Here is a 21,461-nt window from a genome sequence, read left to right on the forward strand (position 1 = left end):
ACTATGTCCATTATTAATAATGCCAGTATAAACTGGCATCTCCTCTTTAATCATTCTACATGGAGGTCGTAAATTGGAATATCAAGTAATTCTAGTTGAGGACGAACCGTTTTTTCATCTCCAACAACGATTACCTGGTAGTCTCTGGGATCAAACCACTTTTTCGCCATTTGATTCAGTGTCTCTTTCGACACTTCTGCCACAATCTGATTTTGGCGCTCAATGTAACCCTTATCGAGAGCGTAGATTTGCATCTGTGCTAACAGCCCCGCTTTTTGGCTTGGGGTTTCGTAGCTTAAGGCTTCTTTTTGTCCGACAGCCATACGCATAAAATCGACCTCCTGCTCAGTAAAACCAGCGAGCACGACTTCATTCATCTCATTAATCACTTCACTGATCGCGGCCCCGGTTGCATCAGCCCTTACCTGCGCATAGAAGGTGGCGTAACCAATTTCGCGCCCATTCACTAGATACCCACCAGCCCCATAGGTATACCCTTTATCTTCACGAAGGTTGAGGTTGATCCGACTATTAAAGTTGCCCGCTAAGTTGAAGTTTGCCAACTGAGTAGTAAACATCTCTCCATCTGCATCAAATGGTTGGGCATGACGCACAAAACGGATATTACTTTGTGGCGAGTTAGGGCGATCGACTAACCACACTGCCGCTTTATCATAAACAGGCAACGCAAAGTCCGCGCGAGGCGACATCGGTTTCCCTTGCCACTGACCGAGTTTGCTCAGTTTCGCCTCAATAACACTGGCAGCAATATCCCCAACCACTACTACGCTAGCGCCTTCGTGAGTATAGAAATTGGTGTAGAAGTCTTTAACATCTATCAGCGTTAAACCTGCCACAGATGCTGGCGTGCCGTCAGCCGACTCAGCAAATGGGGTGTCGGCATACAACAAGGCTCGGGTAGCTTGATTGGCTAACCATTCTGCACGTTGCCGTTCATACTGCAGCCCTTCAAGGGTCTGCTGCTTCAAGCGTTGGAAGTCTGCTTCATCAAAAGCGGGCTGCCACAGCTTCTGCGCAGCAATCGCAAGGGTTTCATCTAAATGACGTGTTAGGGTCGTTATCGATACTGTGGTTGAGTATGTGTTGGAACGAACATTAATTCGGCTGCCTAACTTGTCCAACTCTGCAGCTAATACTTCTGCACTGGCCGTCTGCGTTGCTTCATTTAACATCGCTGCCGTTAGGCGAGCCAGCCCTGCTTGTTCAGGGGATTCATCGCGGCGCCCGGCAGGGATGGAGAGCTGGATCTGTACCGTTGGTGTTTCACTGTTAACGGTTCCCAACACATCGATTCCATTGTCTAAACTAAAACGGTAAAGCTCGGGCAAGTGTACTTCAACAGGGGTTGATGGAACGGGCATAATGCTACGATCAAAATCATCAACTGGACGTTGATAATCGACCTGTTGATGCTCGCGTTCCGGCAACATACGTTCAGCTGGAACGTAGTTGACATCAGCAGCGGCCAGATCCTCGCGCCCTAGCGGGACGGTACTTAGCGATACCGACGGCTTGTGCTGGATAAAGCGCTTAAAGGCCATCTCAACATCATCGGTTAATACGTTGTTTAAGGCTTCAAATTCCGTTTGTAGTCGGTCTGGCTGCGCGTAAAAAGTTTCATTGGATGCTAACTGTGAGACTTTACCACTCACACTTTGCAAGCCAAAGATCATCCCAGCTTCCACCATTCCTTTAATTTCATCAAGATCATCTTCGCTGATGCCGCGAGCGCTTAGTTGCGACATGACCTCGAGTACTTGCTGTCTGATTTGGGTTAAATCACCGCTATCGCCACTATTCCCCATCGCGTAGACGTAGAATGTACAGGCTAACTCGGCACAATCTTGAAACGCGCCAGCATCAAGAACAATCCCCGGTTTCACTAGCTCTTGGTAAAGCAAGCTATTACGTCCACCGCCTAATACACGAGCAAGAATATCCAGTGACAGTTCATTGTCACTGCCACGGTACTCTGTGGGCCACGCCATCAATAGCATGGGCTGTTGAATACGGTCTTCAAGGGTAATATAACGATCGGATTCCAGTGAAACTGGCCACTTCGGCGCATTTTCTACTTCAGGACCACGAGGAATCGAGCCAAAATATTTATTAACCCAACGCAAGGCCTCATTGGCATCAATGTCTCCACCGATAGTCAAGACGGCGTTGTTCGGGCCATACCAGCGCAAGAAGAAGGCTTTTAGATCATCGACATCAACACGCTCTAAATCTTCAACATAACCAATGGTCTGCCACGAATAAGGGTGCTGGCGCGGATACAACGCCTCGCCCATACGTTCGTACATCAACCCATAAGGACGGTTGTCATAGCGCTGTGAGCGCTCATTTTTAACCGTATCGCGTTGAATCTCAAACTTATGCTGGGAAACCGCATCGAGTAAAAAACCCATACGGTCGGCTTCTAACCAAAGGACTTTCTCTAATTCGTTTGCTGGTACCGTCTGGAAATAGTTGGTGCGATCGCGATTGGTGGTGCCATTCATTGTACCGCCAGCTTCTGTAATCAAACGAAAATGCTCTTGATCGCCAACATGTTCAGAGCCTTGAAACATCATATGCTCAAAAAAATGTGCAAAGCCGGAGTAGCCTTCCTCCTCCCGCGCTGAGCCAACATGATAAGTCATATCCACGTGCACCAACGGATCGGAATGGTCATGATGCAGAATCACCGTAAGCCCATTTGCTAGGCGATACTTGTCATAGCCGATGCCCACCCTTTCAGGACCTACCTGATGCGATTCAATCAGTTCAACACCAGCTGGAAATGAATTTGCAACTGTCTCCTTGCTCGGGAAATGACTGCAAGCACTCAATAACACACTTAATAACACAACTAACGCAATACGCACGCACCTGCTCCTATATCATTCCTGAAACCATTATCGCCAACGCGGCATACCGAAGTGCCTTACCAACCAGTACGACAAGAAAACTCAATGTATGATTCATTCTCAACCAACCGGCAGCCAAACACAGTGGATCACCAATGACCGGTAGCCAGCTAAATAGAAGGGCTAAATAACCATGCTGTTTTATCCACTGTAGTGCTTTATGACCATGTTTTTCGTCGGAAGTTTTATCGGGTAGTAAACGACCAAGCCAGTAGTTGGTCATACCGCCGAGCGTATTGCCAATGGTAGCAACAACGATCAGGGTCGTCATGCTGTTATCACCCAGCCCAATCGCCGCGATTAATGTTGCTTCAGAACCACCTGGCAGTAATGTGGCACTCAAAAAGCCGCTTATAAATAGCAGCCATAAGCCACTATCACCGGCCATTAATGTGGCCAGTGAGTTCACCATTTCACTCATTGGTATTAATTCACGTCAGACACGGTCAATAGCAATTTACCGCGCGTACGTCCCGTTTCGATGGCCTGGTGCGCCTGCTCACCTTTTGCCAACCAGTAGCGTTCACTAACATGCACAGATAACTGCTCATCCGCCAACATTGTTAGTAAGTAATCACATTGCTGTTTATCTGGGGTAACAAGCATCCCTGCAGCCGTTAGGCCTTTTGATACGGCCACCTCACAGACCTTGGCTGCCGTTACCGATGGAACGGTAATAACATGACCACCCACTTTCACGCAATCCAATGCCGCTACACCTGCGTCACCACCGACCAAATCAATTAACACATCAACATCACTGAGCTCAAGTGGGCCTTGGGTATAGTCTAATGCACTCGCGCCCATTGCTTGGACAAATGCAATATTTGCCGAAGAACAGGTTGCATAAACTTGCGCGCCCATTGTCGTTGCCAATTGTATCGCTAAGTGACCAACACCACCGGCGCCAGCCAAAATCAACACACGTTGCCCTTCAGTTACACCGGCTTTAACAAGAGCTTGATAGGCTGTTTGACCAGCTAATGGCAACGCTGCTGCACTGTCTAAACCAACATTGGATGGTACACAGCTTAACAGCTCGGCGTCGATCGTTAGGTATTCTGCATAACAACCACCTTCAAGCGTCACCGCTGCAACTCGATCCCCTTCTCTTAGTGAAGAAACCCCATCACCTACCGCAACAATCACACCACTGACATCGAATCCCGGTGTCCAAGGAAGATGATCTTTGCATTTATCTGCCGCCCAACCTAGACCTGCGCGTGTTTTAGCATCAACGGGGTTCACTCCCGCAAAGGCGACCTTAACAACAACTTCGCCTTTGCTCGGTGAGGGAGCGGGCTGAGTATTAAGTTGTAAGACACTTGGCGCGCCAAATGCGGTGATCTGAAGTTGGCGATGTGTTTCCATAATTAATCCCTTTTAAGAACAAAAAAAAGCGGGTAACTGACGTTACCCGCTCTATCATAGACCTTTCAGTAAGAGATCACAGCCCGGATAAACGGGCAACCCCTCAATATCACATCTTTGTTAGCTAATTGCTGACTATCCAACCAACGCCAACAAGATACCGGCAGCGACAGCTGACCCTAGTACCCCAGCAACGTTCGGTCCCATCGCATGCATTAACAAAAAGTTTTGAGGATTTGACTCCAACCCGACCTTGTTAACAACACGTGCCGCCATAGGAACCGCTGACACCCCGGCAGCACCAATTAACGGATTGATTGGCTCATCACTGAAGCGCGACATCAATTTTGCCATCATCACACCAGCAGCCGTTCCGATACTAAATGCGACTGCGCCCAGTACAAGAATACCTAAGGTTTGAATGTGAAGAAATTGCTCCGCTTGCAGCTTAGAACCAACGCCGAGACCAAGGAAAATCGTCACGATGTTGATCAGCTCGTTTTGTGCTGTACTAGACAAACGATCAACCACGCCAGATTCGCGCATCAAATTCCCCAAGCAGAACATACCAACAAGTGGTGTCGCTGCAGGTAAGAACAAGATTGCCAGCATCAATACCGCTATCGGGAAGATAATTTTCTCTACCTTACCGACATGACGTAACTGCGCCATCTGGATTTTACGCTCATCTTCGGTAGTAAATGCCTTCATAATCGGTGGCTGAATAATCGGCACCAATGCCATGTAGCTATATGCTGCGACCGCAATAGCCCCTAATAGATCTGGTGACAATTGACTCGACAAAAATATAGCGGTTGGGCCATCGGCACCACCAATAATGGCTATCGATGAAGCATCAGCCAACGAGAACTCCATGCCTGGAACCAAGTTGAGGAATATTGCACCAAACAAGGTCGCAAAAATACCAAACTGCGCAGCCGCACCGAGGAACAATGTTTTTGGATTCGCGATAAGCGCGCCAAAATCTGTCATTGCCCCAACGCCCATAAAGATCAACAGTGGGAAAATACCAGTAGAAATTCCCGCCTCGTAGACCATATAAAGCAACCCACCAGGCTCGGTAAAACCAGCATTCGGGATGTTTGCTAAAATGGCACCAAAGCCTATTGGTACTAATAGCAGTGGCTCAAACCCTTTTCTAATTGCCAGAAAAAGTAAACCACACCCGACCAAGATCATAATCAGCTGGGCTGGCTGAAAATGGGCAAGACCGGTGCTTTGCCACAATGTAATTAGTCCTTCCATGACAACCTCTTACGCCAAGCTAAGGATAGGCGCACCTACAGTGACCTGATCCCCTTCTTTAACATGGATCTGCTCAACGATACCGCCTCGAGCTGCGCGTATCTCAGTTTCCATCTTCATCGCTTCAAGCACGACCAATACATCACCTTCTGACACTTGGCTACCCGCCTGCACTTGAATCTTAAAGATATTCCCCGCCAGTGGCGCAGGAACGGCTTCCGAAGCTGACGCCGCAACTGGCGCCGTTGATGGCGCAGCCGCTGAGACAGAACTCACCTCTCCAGCTGGACCGACTTCGACATCATAGACCTGACCATTTACTTTCACGCTGTAGGCTTCAATTGCACCTTTCGCAGGGGTCGCTGCAACAGGTGCAGTAGCCTCAACCACAGCTTCCGTACCTGGAGCCGGTTCAAAGGCATCTGGGTTATTACGGTTTTTAAGGAACTTAAGACCGACTTGTGGGAATAGTGCATAAGTAAGAACATCGTCAACCTGCTCATCAGCTAACACAATTCCGTCCGCTTTGGCTTTTGCTATCAGCTCATCAGTCAAAGTATGCATTTCATGCTCAAGCAGATCGGCCGGACGACAAGTGATCGCTTCCGCGCCATCAAGTACTTTGGCTTGCAGTTCTTTGTTTACATCGGCTGGTGGTTTTCCATATTCACCTTTAAGCAAACCAGCAGTCTCTTTTGTGATTGACTTATAGCGCTCACCTGTTAATACGTTAATGACAGACTGCGTACCAACAATTTGTGAGGTCGGCGTCACTAATGGGATATAACCCAAGTCTTCACGCACGCGAGGGATCTCTGCAAGCACTTCATCTAAGCGATCTACAGCGCCTTGCTCCTTAAGTTGACCTTCCATATTCGTCAACATGCCACCAGGAACCTGAGCAATAAGAATACGCGAATCCACCCCTTTAAGTTGGCCTTCAAACTTAGCGTATTTCTTACGCACCTCACGGAAGTAAGTTGCGATAGGAGCAAGTTGTTCAAGTTTAAGGTTAGTATCACGCCCCGTGCCCTCTAGCATAGCGACAACCGTTTCTGTCGCTGTGTGGCCGTAGGTTTGACTCATCGAAGAGATAGAGGTATCTAGAATATCCAATCCAGCCTCTACCGCTTTAACAGCTGTCGCGGCTGATAGACCCGTTGTCGCATGGCAGTGAAGCGCTAGAGGAATGTCACAAGATGCTTTAATACGAGAGATAACATCTTCCGCTTCATAAGGCTTCAATAAACCCGCCATATCTTTCAAGCAAAGCGAGTGACAACCTAGATCTTCAAGACGTTTCGCAAGGTCAACCCAAGTATCGGAGGTGTGATAAGGACTCGTGGTATAAGACATTGTCCCTTGAGCATGGCCTCCAACAGCTACCGTCGCCTTCACTGCCCGTTCAAAATTACGAACATCATTCATCGCATCAAAAATACGAAATACATCCATTCCGTTCTTGTGCGCTCGCTCGACAAATTTATCTACCACATCATCAGCATAGTGGCGGTAACCCAGTAAATTTTGACCTCGCAGCAACATCTGCATACGAGTATTTGGCATTGCCGCTTTTAATAAACGAAGACGCTCCCATGGGTCCTCGCCTAAAAAGCGAATGCAAGCATCAAAAGTGGCACCACCCCAAGTTTCTAATGACCAGTACCCCACTTTATCCAATTGCTCCGCAATAGGTAACATATCTTCTACACGCATACGCGTAGCAAACAACGATTGGTGGGCGTCACGAAGGACAACGTCGGTAATAGCTAATGGTTTGGACATGCTCATACTCCTTGTAATAATTCAGTCCGATCAGGCTTAAGCGTTTTTCGCGCGATGTACTTTAATGGCTGCTGAAATAGCCGCAATCACATCTGGCGACTCGCCACCAATTGTCTTTGGTACAGTTTGATTAATAGGTTGGTTTACTTCAGGCGCATCTTTTGGCAACCAACGTGCCAAACACTGTACAAGAACAACCAAAACACTTAAAAAAACAAAAACAAACGTCATGCCTGTCAGCATCAACGTTGCTGCCTCCCAGAGGAGATCACTAATGTTTGACATCCTGCTTCCTTTCTTCTGTATCGCGGCTTCTACCACTTGAGGTGAATGAAAAACACCTTAACCTCAAAAAACACTGCAAATATTAACACAAATCAACAATCCTGACACTTATGAGGGTAGATGTTGATAAAAATGCGAAAAAGACTGCAAAATTTACATATCTTTCAAAAAGTCAGAGAAAAACCGTAGCTAGGTCAATAAATTGATTTAGAGGTGTGTTGAGCAAGAGAAGTAAGATCAAAAAAGGCCTGACTACGGGAGTCAGGCCTTAAGAGTTTGGGCTGTATCAGGTAATACAGCATAGGACATCGTGTCCCTTGGCAGTAATCCTTTAATATTCTCAAGGAAGAGAAAATAAATGGCGCGCTCGGGAGGATTCGAACCTCCGACCGCCTGGTTCGTAGCCAGGTACTCTATCCAGCTGAGCTACGAGCGCGCAGTATGCTTTATACTCTGAGGCATTACACTCAGAATGAAATCGGTGTTTACCAACATCGATTAATGTATGGCGCGTCCGGGAGGATTCGAACCTCCGACCGCCTGGTTCGTAGCCAGGTACTCTATCCAGCTGAGCTACGGACGCGCAGGCAACATAAATGATAGACAACTATCAGATATGTGGAAATGGTTAATACAAAAATAATGGCGCGCTCGGGAGGATTCGAACCTCCGACCGCCTGGTTCGTAGCCAGGTACTCTATCCAGCTGAGCTACGAGCGCGCAGTATTCTGTATACTCAAAAGCGTTCCGTCACTTGGGAGTGCACCGCAAGGGTGTAATATAAATGGCGCGCTCGGGAGGATTCGAACCTCCGACCGCCTGGTTCGTAGCCAGGTACTCTATCCAGCTGAGCTACGAGCGCGCAGTATTCTTTATACTCAGGAGTGTCCGTTACTCGGGAGTGTAACCAGTGTTAATAAGCAACACAGGTTAATGTATGGCGCGTCCGGGAGGATTCGAACCTCCGACCGCCTGGTTCGTAGCCAGGTACTCTATCCAGCTGAGCTACGGACGCGCAGGGGTATGTGTAACAATCAATTTTCAACGCTGAAATATCAATTCATCGTTACGAATAATGGCGCGCTCGGGAGGATTCGAACCTCCGACCGCCTGGTTCGTAGCCAGGTACTCTATCCAGCTGAGCTACGAGCGCGCAAAGTCGTTTTTACTAAAACGAGAAAAAATGGCGGTGAGGGAGGGATTCGAACCCTCGATACGGCTATAAACCGTATACTCCCTTAGCAGGGGAGCGCCTTCAGCCTCTCGGCCACCTCACCACGCAAACTGGTTTAACAAATTAATGGCGCGTCCGGGAGGATTCGAACCTCCGACCGCCTGGTTCGTAGCCAGGTACTCTATCCAGCTGAGCTACGGACGCGCAGAAACTTGTTGTGATACCGTTCATCAAATGAACCATACCGAATTGTAATGGCGCGCTCGGGAGGATTCGAACCTCCGACCGCCTGGTTCGTAGCCAGGTACTCTATCCAGCTGAGCTACGAGCGCGCAGTGCTGCCTAAACAGCGTCGCAAGAAATGGCGGTGAGGGAGGGATTCGAACCCTCGATACGGCTATAAACCGTATACTCCCTTAGCAGGGGAGCGCCTTCAGCCTCTCGGCCACCTCACCGTCTTGCGGGGGCTCATATTACTTCGAAGCAAAAATATGTCAAACAATTTATCAATAAAAATCACGAAAAAAAGTTTACTTGCACACTTTAGCGCCAAAGTGCGCTTTAAAGCAACAATGTGCTAATTTTTCCTACAGAATCAAGAAAGTGATTAAGTGAATTCTAACGAACGTTAGAGATAACAAAACATAAAAAAGTCGGCCCGAAGGCCGACCTTTTTATCAGAAGTTTCCAGCGTTATCCGCGCCAGCCCCTTTTTCAGCTTGAATGCGCATATAAATCTCTTCTCGATGAACAGAGACTTCTTTAGGTGCATTCACACCAATACGTACTTGGTTGCCCTTCACACCTAGAACAGTTACGGTAACTTCGTCACCAATCATCAACGTTTCACCTACGCGACGAGTCAAAATCAGCATTCGTGTACTCCTTGAGTAATCTCTACTTCTTTATAAGTATTAACAGCGATCAAATCTTCCCATTACGACACAGCCAGTAGATTCGACTCATGTCCGGAAAGACTTGGAACCACAAATTGTGCATGAAGTAGCTTCACGGCACGCTTATAGTCAGCATCAGCTACCAATAAGCATAGACATTGAGGTAAATGTTGCACACGATGAACAACAATTTCCGATTGTGCCAGTAAAGCTAACATAGCTTGCTTGCACTCCTTTGCAGCATGACCGACGACAGATAACGTCGTTACATTGTCAATATGATCCAACTCTTCGCAATGCGCTAGCTTCAAATGTGCCAAATCTGCGTCTGACACCACAAAATGTGAAGAATATGTTTCATCTATCACATTATTCCATATTTCCGACACAATACCAGTACTTTGCCCAATCATTTTTTCACGTTCGGTTTTAACGCTAATTAAATGTTGGTCCGCTAACACGGCAATACCAGTAATTGGCCTAGTGGCCAATGTGTCCATCGTCACCAACGTGCCTTGCGTCTCACTGCCCTCTTCAAACGAGGACAATACCCGCAATGGCACGCAGTTTTGATGTGCGTACTCCACAGATTGTAACTGTAGTACCTTTGCTCCCAACCTCGCCATTGTTGTCATGGTTTTGACATCGATTTGGTCCAATCGGGAAGCCTCAGGGACAATCCGTGGATCAGTCGTGTATACACCGTCCACATCGGTAAATATCTGGCATTCGTCTGCGTTCAACGCACTCGCGATCGCGACTGCGCTCGCATCTGAGCCACCTCGACCTAAGGTCGTGATATTTCCGTTTTCATCGCGGCCCTGAAAACCTGCGACGATCACAATATGGTCTTGCTCGAGCAAAGAGTTAATCCGTGAGGTTGCGACATGCGCTATCTCAGCATTATTAAAACCACCGCTGGTGGTAATACCCACCTGATCAGCAGTCAGCGAAGTAGCTTTTACTCCCTGCCTGTTAATCGCCATAGCCAATAAGGCCATGGAAACTTGCTCACCAGCAGACAGCAAAACATCTAACTCACGCGCTGTTGGCGTGGCGTCAATCTGTTTTGCTAATCCCAATAGACGATTGGTCTCGCCTGACATTGCTGAAACGACCACCACAACTTGGTGTCCCTGCTGATGAGCATTAATCACTCGCCGAGCAACGGCCTCTATTCTGTCGATGGAACCCACAGAGGTTCCACCGAATTTTTGGACGATCAGTGCCACTTACTTATCTTCTCCTGAAAAAGCTTATAGCTTTTCTGTTAACCATGGAGTAACCGAGTCCAGTGCTGCAGGCAATGCTGCTGCATCTGTACCACCAGCTTGAGCCATATCTGGACGGCCGCCACCTTTACCCCCCACCTGTTGGGCGACAAAGTTGACGAGTTCGCCCGCTTTCACTTTCCCAATCAGATCTTTTGTAACACCAGCAATCAAGCCGACTTTATCACCATTCACATTACCCAATACGACAATACCGCTGCCTAGCTGATTTTTTAACTCATCAACCATGCCACGCAGTGCTTTGTTGTCAGCACCATCCAGTTTCGCAATCAGTGCTTTGGTTCCGTTAATTTCGACGGCTTGATTAACCAGCCCCGCACCTTCTTGCGCAGCCAGCTTGTCTTTTAATTGTTGGATCTCTTTTTCAAGCGCCTTGCTATGACCAACAAGCGCACTCACTTTATCAACCACCGAAGCTTGATCTGACTTAAGCAGGCTTGCAGCGTCGACTAACGCCTGCTCTTGGGCATGCAATGCCTCAATCGCACCCTGACCAGTTACAGCTTCAATACGACGAATTCCCGCCGCGATACCACCTTCAGAGACAATCTTAAATAGACCGATATCACCCGTATGCTTCGCGTGAATACCACCACAAAGTTCAGTAGAGAAATGACCCATGCTCAATACACGCACTTCGTCGTCGTATTTCTCACCGAAGAGTGCCATCGCACCTTTTTCCTTCGCTGACTCGATATCCATTACAGCAGTATCAATCGAGTGGTTTAGGCGAATCTGCTCGTTAACCACGCGCTCAATTTCACGTAGCTCATTGGCTTTAACACCTTCAAGGTGCGAGAAGTCAAAACGTAGCCCATCAGCTTTAACCAACGATCCTTTCTGTGCGACATGCTCGCCCAGTAGGTTACGTAGCGCAGAGTGCAGTAAGTGGGTTGCTGAATGGTTCAGAGTAATCGCTGCACGACGCTCGGCGTCAACTTGCGCATCAACAACCTGACCGATAACCAATGTTCCAGTTGCCATTTGACCTTGGTGACCAATCGCATTACCAAACTTTTGTGTATCTTCGACAGTAAAGCCTGCAATGCTACCCGCGTCACCGCATTGACCACCAGACTCTGCATAGAATGGCGTGTTATCAAGGATAACAAGACCGCTCTCGCCTTCTGACAGGCACTCGACAACCTCACCATCGCGATATAGGGCGACAACCGTGGCATTGCCTTGTGTTGTTTCGTAGCCACAGAACTCACTGTCTGCGTCTACTTTAATTGCGCTGTTGTAATCAACACCGAATGATCCTGCCTCACGAGCACGTTGACGCTGTGCCTCCATTGCCGCTTCAAAACCTGGTTCATCAATAGAGAAACCACGCTCACGGGCAACATCATTGGTTAAATCAGCAGGGAAGCCGTAGGTGTCATAAAGCTTGAAGACAGTTTCGCCATCCAGCACTTTGCCATCAAGGTTATCAAGTGCATCCGCTAAAATAGCCATACCGCGTTCTAGTGTACGACCAAAGTTGTCTTCTTCGATTTTAAGCACTTTTTCGACAACGGCTTGCTGCTTCTTCAGCTCTGCACCCGCGGTTCCCATGACAGCAGCCAATGGACCAACCAACTGATAGAAGAATGCCCCTTTCGCGCCCAACTTATTACCGTGACGCACTGCACGACGAATAATGCGGCGTAACACGTAGCCACGCCCTTCATTAGACGGCATAACGCCATCAACAATTAAGAACGCACACGAACGAATGTGATCCGCTACCACGCGCAATGATTGATTACTTAAATCTTCGTAACCAATAACGGCCGCAGTTTCTTTAATTAGTGTCTGGAAGACATCGATTTCATAATTTGAATGTACGCCCTGCATGATCGCGGCAATGCGCTCAATACCCATGCCAGTATCAACCGACGGCTTAGGTAATGGTTCCATGGTGCCATCCGCTTGGCGGTTGAACTGCATGAATACGTTGTTCCAGATCTCGATGAAACGGTCGCCGTCTTCTTCAGGTGTTCCAGGACGCCCACCCCAGATATGCTCACCGTGATCATAGAAGATCTCGGTACAAGGACCACATGGACCAGTGTCACCCATCTGCCAGAAGTTATCTGATTCAAACGGCTTGCCGCCTTTCTTATCACCAATTCGGACAATGCGATCGGCTGGAATGCCCATCTCTTTGTTCCAGATGTCAAACGCTTCATCATCGGTCTCGTATACTGTGACCAACAGACGTTCTTGTGGCAATTTTAAGGTTTCTGTAAGGAATTCCCAGGCATACTTAATCGCATCTTGCTTGAAATAGTCACCAAAACTGAAGTTACCTAACATCTCGAAAAAGGTGTGGTGACGAGCGGTAAAACCAACATTCTCAAGATCGTTATGCTTACCACCGGCTCGCACACAGCGTTGTGCCGTCGTTGCTCGTGAATAGCTACGTTTTTCTAATCCTAAAAACGTGTCCTTAAACTGGTTCATACCAGCATTGGTAAATAGGAGTGTTGGGTCATCGGCTGGAACCAAAGACGAACTCTCTACTATTTGGTGTCCTTTGCTTTCAAAGAACTCAAGAAACGCGCGGCGAATCTCGTCTGTGCTCATGTACATTGGCAATTCCTGAAAAACGGCAAATTTGTTGATCAACAAAGTCGCAGTAAAATTTGTTCAATTTTACCACGACAAAACAATGCCGCTATTGTAAAACAGCCTGCACGAATATAGGAGGGAAAAAAGCCAGTTTAATGCAATTATTGCCGTTTTAAGGGGATATTTTCTGTAGGTCAGTCTCAATATTTAGCACACAGGTCTGACTCTGACTCGACTTCTGTGCACCTAAGTGCACGTTTATAATCGGTCAATTACTTGAAATGCTAAGGTCTATTTACAGGAATTTTCAGGAAAGTAGCAACGGAAAGGACATTACGTTTCACCAAATTAAAACAGCTTTAGCGCGTAGTTTACCGGTTAAAAACCAAAGCCACGGCACTACAAAACACAGAATCAACATGATATTTCATTGAATCTTGCCTGTTGCTTTGGCAGGCAGTGCAGCTTGTTTGGAATGATCGCGGCGGAATAATAATCCCACCGCTGATTCGTAAGCCGCTTGTTTATTAAGAGGTTAAAACGCCTTATCTTCCGCAGCATCTGCGTCTTCAGCGACGGCTTCTTCTGCTGGTGTTTTTTGTAGCAAAAGCTCACGCAATTTAACGTCTAGCTCTTCTGCTATGTGCTTATGCTCTTGTAGATACTTACACACATTCGCTTTACCCTGACCAATCTTATCGCCATTGTAGCTATACCAAGCGCCAGCTTTTTCGACCATTTTGTGTTTCACACCAAGGTCGATAAGTTCACCATAAAGGTTAATTCCCTGACCATAAAGGATCTGGAATTCAGCTTGTCTAAAGGGGGCTGCCACTTTGTTTTTAACCACTTTAACACGCGTTTCGTTACCCACCACTTCATCGCCTTCCTTGATAGCGCCAGTACGACGAATATCAAGACGAACAGAAGCATAGAACTTCAACGCGTTACCACCTGTGGTGGTTTCAGGGTTACCAAACATAACGCCAATCTTCATACGAATCTGGTTAATGAAGATCATCAAAGTGTTTGAGTTCTTAATATTAGCAGTTAGTTTACGCATCGCTTGTGACAGCATACGTGCTTGAAGACCCATGTGAGAATCACCCATCTCACCTTCGATTTCTGCTTTTGGCGTTAGTGCAGCTACGGAGTCGACAATAATCACATCAACAGCACCTGAACGAGTCAGTGCATCTGCAATTTCTAACGCTTGCTCACCCGTATCCGGCTGAGAAACCAGTAAGTTATCAATGTCCACATTTAGCTTGCGCGCATAGACAGGATCGAGCGCATGTTCCGCATCGATAAAGGCACACGTTTTGCCTTGCTTCTGTGCTTCTGCAACCACTTGCAATGTCAAGGTTGTTTTACCTGATGATTCTGGGCCATAGATCTCGACAATTCGCCCGTATGGCAAACCACCAACACCTAACGCAATATCAAGCGCTAGAGAGCCTGTTGATACCGTTTCGATATCCATGGTACGGTCATCACCCAGACGCATGATCGAGCCTTTACCAAATTGCTTTTCGATTTGGCCCAGCGCCGCGGCCAGTGCCTTCTGTTTGTTGTCGTCCATTCGACTCTCCGAAATATGTTAGGAACTAATTTTCCACTTGGCTCAAAGTATACTGTCTATTCATACAGTGTAAACCCCTGTATGATGTTTTGTGAGAAAAATCTCTTCTCTTAATGTACATTTGAGAAAACAATGAGCATTCCAGAAAACCACCCATTATCGTTTTTACCGCTAATGACGCACTTTTAAGCGCTGCTCAATCAGGTTCAGTGCGTGAAGCACAGCTTGTTCACGCACAGCACCACGCTCACCAGCAAAACGGCACTGCTCTTGATGTACCCAACCGCTAACGTCATGAACCCCAAACCACACCGTGCCGACAGGTTTATCTTCACTTCCGCCATCTGGCCCTGCAATGCCACTTACCGCAATGCCTATATCGGCTTTCGCTTCTCGGCAAGCGCCAGCAGCCATTTCTGCCACCACTGCCGCACTCACTGCGCCGTGATCAGATAAAGTGCCCAAACTAACACCAAGCATCGCGTGTTTCGCTTCATTGCTATAGGTAACAAACCCCCGCTCAAACCACGCTGAACTTCCCGGGATCTCAGTAATCGCAGCACTGATTCCGCCGCCAGTGCAAGACTCCGCAGTGGTCAGCGTGACAAAATTTAGTTGCAATAAACGCCCAACACACGCTGCTTGGGCGACGATATCTTTATTCATTTTCCTCAACCGCTATCAGTCCTTTGCTTCACTTTAAGCGATTCCCCCCCCCTTCGCCATCCCGATTACCAACCCTGGCTCAATTCATCGCAACCCTGAGCTATTGTGCTATCAAAAATTGCCCAATCCACTGCAGGTTTGTTATTCTTGCAACCGGCCGTAATTCTGCCCCATCTTTCTATTTGATGTAGCCGCTCTATTCTCTGCTATTGGCAAAAACGTCAATCATTGACCTGCAACATTGGCTACGCATGTGTTAACCCCATTGATAATCAGTGGAATAGATTGGAATTTACCCCTATTCCATAAATCATTGAATCCAAGAAGCAAAATGACAAAGAAAACCACCACAACTAAAGACTTAAAGAGCTCGCATACCCCGATGATGCAGCAGTACTTAAGAATAAAGGCTGAGAATCCCGATGTTTTGCTGTTCTATCGTATGGGGGATTTCTATGAGCTATTTTTTGACGATGCTAAACAAGCATCGGACATTCTAGGCATTTCATTAACCAAACGTGGTAGCGCTAACGGTCAGCCTATTCCCATGGCAGGTGTTCCTTATCATGCAGTCGAAGGCTATCTAGCCAAGCTAGTACAGCGTGGTGTGTCGGCGGCCATTTGCGAACAAATTGGCGATCCTGCGACCAGTAAAGGGCCGGTTGAGCGCCAAGTCGTTCGTATCATCACCCCTGGTACCATCAGTGATGAAGCGCTGCTAACAGAGCGTCAAGACAACTTGATAGCCGCGGTGTATTACCATAACAATGGCTTTGGGTATGCCACTTTGGATATTACCTCAGGGCGCTTTTTACTCAATGAGCCAAACAGCGAAGAGACACTACTTGCCGAATTGCAGCGCACACAACCAGCAGAGTTGCTCTATCCTGAAGACTTTGAATACCACCATTTGATTAGCGAATTACGCGGTCTGCGTCGACGTCCAGTGTGGGAGTTTGAACGCGATACTGCCCGCACTCAGCTCAACAAGCAATTTGGTACCAAAGATCTCGTTGGCTTTGGGGTGGAAGGTGCTGAACGTGGTCTCTGTGCCGCGGGCTGCTTGCTTCAATATGTCAAAGATACCCAACGTACTGCCTTACCGCACATCCGTAGCCTCTCGCTAGAGCGCCGTGATGACTGCGTCATTCTCGACGCCGCTACTCGCCGTAACTTAGAAATCACCCACAACCTAAGTGGTGGTACAGATAATACCTTAGCGGAAGTGTTGGATTACACAGCAACCCCGATGGGGAGTCGCTTATTAAAACGCTGGCTACACCAACCTGTTCGCCAACCAGCAGTATTGAATGGTCGTCTAGACGCTATTGGAGAGTTAAAAGAGAGTGCACTGTTCGCTGAACTTCACCCATTGCTACGCAATATCGGGGATCTTGAGCGAATTTTGGCTCGCTTAGCGCTGCGATCCGCACGACCGCGCGATCTGGCCCGCATGCGCCATGCTCTGCAGCAACTACCTGAGTTAGCAGTACTGCTGGAAGGTAATCCGGATCAACGCCTTACTGACTTGGCCACCCATGCTCTGCCGCAGCCAACCCTCTGCTCGCTATTAGAAGACGCGATAATGGAGAACCCGCCTGTGGTGATCCGCGATGGCGGAGTTATTGCTACAGGGTACAATGCCGAGTTAGATGAATGGCGCGAACTGGCGCAAGGCGCAACGCGTTACCTTGAAGAGTTAGAGGCGCGAGAAAGAGAGCAGAATGACATCGATACGCTAAAAGTCGGTTACAACAATGTTCATGGCTTCTTTATTCAAGTCAGTCGCGCTCAAAGTGACCGCGTCCCCGCTCACTACGTTCGTCGTCAAACGCTTAAAAATGCTGAACGTTATATAATCCCAGAACTCAAAGAGCATGAAGACAAAGTTCTAAACTCAAAATCCAAAGCTCTCGCATTGGAAAAGCAGTTATGGGACGCGCTGTTTGATCATTTATTACCACACCTTGAAGCGTTGCAGAATCTCGCCGCCGCCCTTGCTGAACTGGATGTACTAGCCAACCTCGCTGAGCGCGCTGATACACTGAACTACTGCCGACCAGACATCGCTGCTAAGAGTGGTATTGCTATTCAAGGCGGTCGTCACCCTGTGGTTGAGCAAGTCCTTGATGAGCCGTTTATTGCCAATCCGATCAACTTAAGCCCAGAGCGGCGCATGCTGATCATTACCGGTCCAAACATGGGGGGGAAATCGACCTATATGCGCCAAACTGCGCTCATCGCACTATTGGCACATGTAGGAAGCTACGTCCCAGCGGAGTCTGCGCAAATTGGGCCACTGGATCGTATCTTCACCCGAATTGGCGCGTCAGATGATCTCGCTTCAGGTCGTTCGACCTTTATGGTTGAGATGACAGAAACAGCAAACATTTTGCACAATGCGACGAAAGATAGTTTGGTGCTGATGGATGAAATAGGCCGAGGAACCAGTACTTATGATGGCCTATCTCTAGCATGGGCCAGTGCGGAGTGGCTGGCAGAGAAAATTCAGTCGATGACATTGTTTGCAACGCACTACTTTGAACTCACTGAGCTACCTAACCTAATGACAGGGCTGGCCAACGTTCATCTCGATGCCGTCGAGCATGGCGATGAAATCGCGTTCATGCACGCCGTACAAGAAGGCGCAGCAAGCAAGTCTTATGGGCTTGCGGTCGCCAGTTTAGCCGGCGTACCAAAAGGGGTAGTAAGGAATGCAAAGGCCAAATTGCGTGAGTTAGAAACACATCAAGCTCCAACGGCACACCCTACGGAAGCTCGCACCGAAACGCAGCTTTCTCTTCTACCTGAGCCTAGTGAAGTCGAAAGTCTATTGGCTGCCATTGACCCTGACAACCTCACACCACGCCAAGCGTTAGAAGAGCTCTATCGTCTCAAAAAGCTCCTATAAACCAGCTTTTCGATAGAACAAGAAACAATAAAAAAGGCGCCTAATCGGCGCCTTTTCTCGCAAGATAACAACACTATTGTAAACTTTCAGCCGTGAACAGCGATTCGATGCTTAGTCCTTGGTGAGTTAACATATCACGCAAGCGACGTAGGCCTTCAACCTGAATTTGACGAACACGTTCTCGGGTTAAGCCAATTTCTCGCCCCACATCTTCTAATGTTGATGCTTCGTAACCGAGCAGACCAAAACGGCGCGCTAACACTTCACGTTGTTTCGGATTCAGCTCTTGTAACCACCCAACAATCGAGTGCTTCATATCATCTTCTTGAGTCGAGCCTTCTGGCCCGCCCCCCTTTTCGTCAGGGATAATATCAAGCAGTGCTTTTTCGCTATCACCGCCAATTGGATTATCAACCGAGCCGACACGTTCGTTTAAGCGCAGCATGCGATTAACATCATCAACCGGTTTATCTAGCTTCTGCGCAATTTCTTCTGCTGTTGGCTCATGATCCAATTTCTGCGCCAACTCCCGTGCCGTTCTTAAATAGACATTGAGCTCTTTAACGACATGAATTGGTAAACGAATTGTGCGGGTTTGATTCATGATGGCACGCTCAATCGTCTGACGTATCCACCATGTCGCGTAAGTTGAAAAGCGAAATCCGCGTTCTGGGTCAAACTTTTCTACCGCGCGGATTAAACCAAGATTACCCTCTTCAACCAGATCGAGTAGGGCTAAACCACGATTGCTGTAGCGTCGTGATATTTTCACAACAAGACGTAAGTTACTTTCAATCATGCGTTTACGTGCTGCTTCATCGCCTCGCAAAGCGCGTCGAGCATACAATACTTCTTCTTGTGCGGTTAATAACGGCGAGAAACCAATTTCACTCAAATATAGCTGAGTCGCATCAAGTGCTTTTTGGGTCGCAGCGACGTAGTTCTGATCCTCGCTGTCATCAACAAGGGCCTCTTCTGCTTCGACTTGATCAGCCCCCAATTCAATATCAGTGATCGTTTCAAAGCAATCGTCTTTCGTCACAGTATTACTCTTGGACATAGCGCGCCTCCCATGTGGCTAATAGCAACACATCACAGCGAACCAAACCGTAATGATGACTTAGTTAAGGTACCTCATCGGATCCACCGACTTACCTTTATATCTGATCTCAAAATGCAGCATCACACTTTGTGCACCAGAACTGCCCATCGTTGCAATTTTCTGACCAGCACTGACCGACTGGTTCTCTTTAACAAGAAGCTTTTCGTTATGAGCATATGCGCTTAGGTAATCATCGTTATGTTTAATAATGATCAGATTCCCATAACCACGTAATGCATTCCCCGCATACACGACTGTCCCACCAGCAGTGGCACTAATTGTCTGACCTCGTTGGCCCGCAATATCGATGCCTTTGTTTCCATTAGCTGTATCGGAGAATTTACTCACCACCCTTCCTTTCGTCGGCCAATGCCACTGTGAAACTTTTGCAGTATTCGCTGGAGTTTTCGGCTTTGGCTCTGGCTTTGGCTTAACTGGTTCAACCTTGGCCGGAGGGGTGTTTTTGTTAACAACTTGTTTACCTTCTCCCTGAGAGTACCCTGTTGAATTCTTAGAATCAATAGTTTTCGCGTCGCTTTTATGTGCGCTGGGTATGATTTTGGTAGGTTGCTGTGTTGCCACTTTTTCGCTAACAGGGCGAGGAGTGACACTTTGCGGCTTAACCTTAACAGGCGCAGACGCTGTAACCACGGGGGCTACAGCAGCACTAACAACAGCGGGAGTGGAGCCATATTCAGGCGCTACGTAGCGAGGTCGCCATAAACGTAACTTTTGCCCCGGGAATATTGTATGTGGTGGCTCAAGATTGTTAAATTCTATCAAGTCATTAACATTCCTGTCAGTTATGTATGAAATAAAGTACAGCGTGTCACCCTTATTTACTTCATAATAACTGCCGCGGTAGCTTCCACGCTCCAAGGTTTGATAATCCTTGCCATGAGATGTCGATGGTTGATAAAAGGCACAACCAGTTAGCAGGAGCATTCCAACTCCCACTAACGCCACTTGTCTTCTTATTCTTCCTTTCCCTGCTATTCTCATCGTCGCTGTTATACAGTTTCACCTGCCACTAAAGGTACAAAGTTCACCATTTCTATATCTTCACTGATATATCTATCACCACATCGGATAATACGCTTTAATACCTGTTGATCTTCACCAACCGGGATCACCAAACGTCCTCCTTCAGCCAATTGAGTCAATAACGCCTGAGGCGTACCGACAGCGGCGGCGGTGACAATGATCGCATCAAATGGTCCTCGATTATGCCAGCCTTGCCAACCATCGCCATGCTTGGTGGAAATATTATGCAAATCAAGTTGTTTGAAACGTCTCTTCGCCTGCCATTGCAGTGCTTTTATTCGCTCAACAGAATATACATGATCAACTAACTGTGCGAGTACCGCGGTTTGAAATCCGGATCCAGTACCAATTTCGAGAACGCGGCTTGTCTGTTCTAATCCCAGTAACGCTGTCATTCTTGCGACAATGTAGGGTTGGGAAATCGTCTGACCGCACCCTATCGGTAACGCATTATTTTCATACGCTTTATGTGCCATCGCTTCATCAATAAAATGCTCACGAGGTAAAGCGGCCATCGCATCAATAATACGTTGTTCTGCCGCCCCTTGTGCGCGCAAGCTAGTATAAAGTTGTTCTCTATCGCTCAACACGAGCTTAC

Annotated in this window: 15 protein-coding genes and 10 tRNA genes; 1 reads left to right on the forward strand and 24 read right to left on the reverse strand. The window is 47.6% G+C overall.

The window, feature by feature from the left end:
• Positions 1–50: 50 nt before the first annotated feature.
• The 21 genes from ACKLNH_RS03925 to ACKLNH_RS04025 all read right to left on the reverse strand — a co-directional run bounded on the left by ACKLNH_RS03925 (position 51) and on the right by ACKLNH_RS04025 (position 15,806).
• Entirely contained in the window at positions 51–2,891 is a 2,841-nt protein-coding gene (locus ACKLNH_RS03925; RefSeq protein WP_413110944.1) for a M16 family metallopeptidase, read from the reverse strand.
• A 10-nt stretch (positions 2,892–2,901) separates the two neighbouring features.
• Entirely contained in the window at positions 2,902–3,354 is a 453-nt protein-coding gene (locus ACKLNH_RS03930; RefSeq protein WP_413110945.1) for a YqaA family protein, read from the reverse strand.
• A gap of 5 nt (positions 3,355–3,359) precedes the next feature.
• Entirely contained in the window at positions 3,360–4,304 is a 945-nt protein-coding gene (locus ACKLNH_RS03935; RefSeq protein ID WP_413110946.1) for an NADP-dependent oxidoreductase, read from the reverse strand.
• A 135-nt stretch (positions 4,305–4,439) separates the two neighbouring features.
• Positions 4,440–5,570, reverse strand: a complete 1,131-nt coding sequence (locus tag ACKLNH_RS03940) for a sodium ion-translocating decarboxylase subunit beta (RefSeq protein ID WP_413110947.1) — start codon at positions 5,568–5,570, stop codon at positions 4,440–4,442.
• A 9-nt stretch (positions 5,571–5,579) separates the two neighbouring features.
• Positions 5,580–7,355 carry a sodium-extruding oxaloacetate decarboxylase subunit alpha gene (gene oadA, locus ACKLNH_RS03945; RefSeq protein ID WP_413110948.1) on the reverse strand — a complete coding sequence of 592 codons (1,776 nt, stop codon included), beginning with the start codon at positions 7,353–7,355 and terminating at the stop codon, positions 5,580–5,582.
• A gap of 36 nt (positions 7,356–7,391) precedes the next feature.
• Positions 7,392–7,640, reverse strand: coding sequence for an oxaloacetate decarboxylase subunit gamma (locus tag ACKLNH_RS03950; protein WP_413110949.1), 249 nt, complete (start codon positions 7,638–7,640; stop codon positions 7,392–7,394).
• Positions 7,641–7,999: 359 nt separating this feature from the next.
• Positions 8,000–8,076: transfer RNA gene (locus ACKLNH_RS03955), tRNA-Arg, on the reverse strand.
• Positions 8,077–8,146: 70 nt separating this feature from the next.
• Positions 8,147–8,223 (reverse strand) — tRNA-Arg (locus ACKLNH_RS03960).
• Positions 8,224–8,283: 60 nt separating this feature from the next.
• Positions 8,284–8,360 (reverse strand) — tRNA-Arg (locus ACKLNH_RS03965).
• A 65-nt stretch (positions 8,361–8,425) separates the two neighbouring features.
• Positions 8,426–8,502: transfer RNA gene (locus ACKLNH_RS03970), tRNA-Arg, on the reverse strand.
• Between the two features lie 76 nt (positions 8,503–8,578).
• Positions 8,579–8,655, reverse strand: a tRNA-Arg gene (locus ACKLNH_RS03975).
• 61 nt (positions 8,656–8,716) lie between these two features.
• Positions 8,717–8,793: transfer RNA gene (locus ACKLNH_RS03980), tRNA-Arg, on the reverse strand.
• Between the two features lie 31 nt (positions 8,794–8,824).
• Positions 8,825–8,917, reverse strand: a tRNA-Ser gene (locus tag ACKLNH_RS03985).
• A 24-nt stretch (positions 8,918–8,941) separates the two neighbouring features.
• Positions 8,942–9,018 (reverse strand) — tRNA-Arg (locus ACKLNH_RS03990).
• A 51-nt stretch (positions 9,019–9,069) separates the two neighbouring features.
• Positions 9,070–9,146, reverse strand: a tRNA-Arg gene (locus ACKLNH_RS03995).
• Positions 9,147–9,176: 30 nt separating this feature from the next.
• A tRNA-Ser gene (locus ACKLNH_RS04000) sits at positions 9,177–9,269 on the reverse strand.
• A 222-nt stretch (positions 9,270–9,491) separates the two neighbouring features.
• Positions 9,492–9,689: a carbon storage regulator CsrA gene (gene csrA / locus ACKLNH_RS04005; RefSeq protein WP_413110950.1), complete on the reverse strand. Its 198-nt coding sequence runs from the start codon at positions 9,687–9,689 to the stop codon at positions 9,492–9,494.
• A 62-nt stretch (positions 9,690–9,751) separates the two neighbouring features.
• Positions 9,752–10,942 carry an aspartate kinase gene (locus ACKLNH_RS04010; protein WP_413110951.1) on the reverse strand — a complete coding sequence of 397 codons (1,191 nt, stop codon included), beginning with the start codon at positions 10,940–10,942 and terminating at the stop codon, positions 9,752–9,754.
• Positions 10,943–10,966: 24 nt separating this feature from the next.
• Positions 10,967–13,579: an alanine--tRNA ligase gene (gene alaS / locus ACKLNH_RS04015; protein ID WP_413110952.1), complete on the reverse strand. Its 2,613-nt coding sequence runs from the start codon at positions 13,577–13,579 to the stop codon at positions 10,967–10,969.
• 514 nt (positions 13,580–14,093) lie between these two features.
• The gene (gene recA / locus ACKLNH_RS04020; protein WP_413110953.1) at positions 14,094–15,140 is read right to left on the reverse strand and encodes a recombinase RecA; all 1,047 of its coding nucleotides are present in this window, start codon (positions 15,138–15,140) and stop codon (positions 14,094–14,096) included.
• A 171-nt stretch (positions 15,141–15,311) separates the two neighbouring features.
• Positions 15,312–15,806, reverse strand: coding sequence for a CinA family protein (locus ACKLNH_RS04025; protein ID WP_413110954.1), 495 nt, complete (start codon positions 15,804–15,806; stop codon positions 15,312–15,314).
• Between the two features lie 331 nt (positions 15,807–16,137).
• On the opposite strand from ACKLNH_RS04025, the gene mutS reads away from it, so the two are divergent.
• Positions 16,138–18,717, forward strand: coding sequence for a DNA mismatch repair protein MutS (mutS, locus tag ACKLNH_RS04030; protein ID WP_413110955.1), 2,580 nt, complete (start codon positions 16,138–16,140; stop codon positions 18,715–18,717).
• 73 nt (positions 18,718–18,790) lie between these two features.
• Here mutS and rpoS read toward each other — a convergent pair whose 3' ends face one another.
• From rpoS to ACKLNH_RS04045, 3 genes are all read right to left on the reverse strand, one after another.
• Complete coding sequence (gene rpoS / locus ACKLNH_RS04035) at positions 18,791–19,777, reverse strand: RNA polymerase sigma factor RpoS (RefSeq protein WP_413110956.1); 987 nt, start codon at positions 19,775–19,777, stop codon at positions 18,791–18,793.
• Positions 19,778–19,837: 60 nt separating this feature from the next.
• Entirely contained in the window at positions 19,838–20,764 is a 927-nt protein-coding gene (locus tag ACKLNH_RS04040; protein WP_413110957.1) for a peptidoglycan DD-metalloendopeptidase family protein, read from the reverse strand.
• Positions 20,765–20,829: 65 nt separating this feature from the next.
• Complete coding sequence (locus ACKLNH_RS04045; RefSeq protein WP_413110958.1) at positions 20,830–21,453, reverse strand: protein-L-isoaspartate(D-aspartate) O-methyltransferase; 624 nt, start codon at positions 21,451–21,453, stop codon at positions 20,830–20,832.
• Positions 21,454–21,461 lie beyond the last annotated feature (8 nt).

The organism is Thaumasiovibrio clandestinus (genome assembly GCF_047250365.1).
Taxonomy (GTDB): Bacteria; Pseudomonadota; Gammaproteobacteria; order Enterobacterales; family Vibrionaceae; genus Thaumasiovibrio.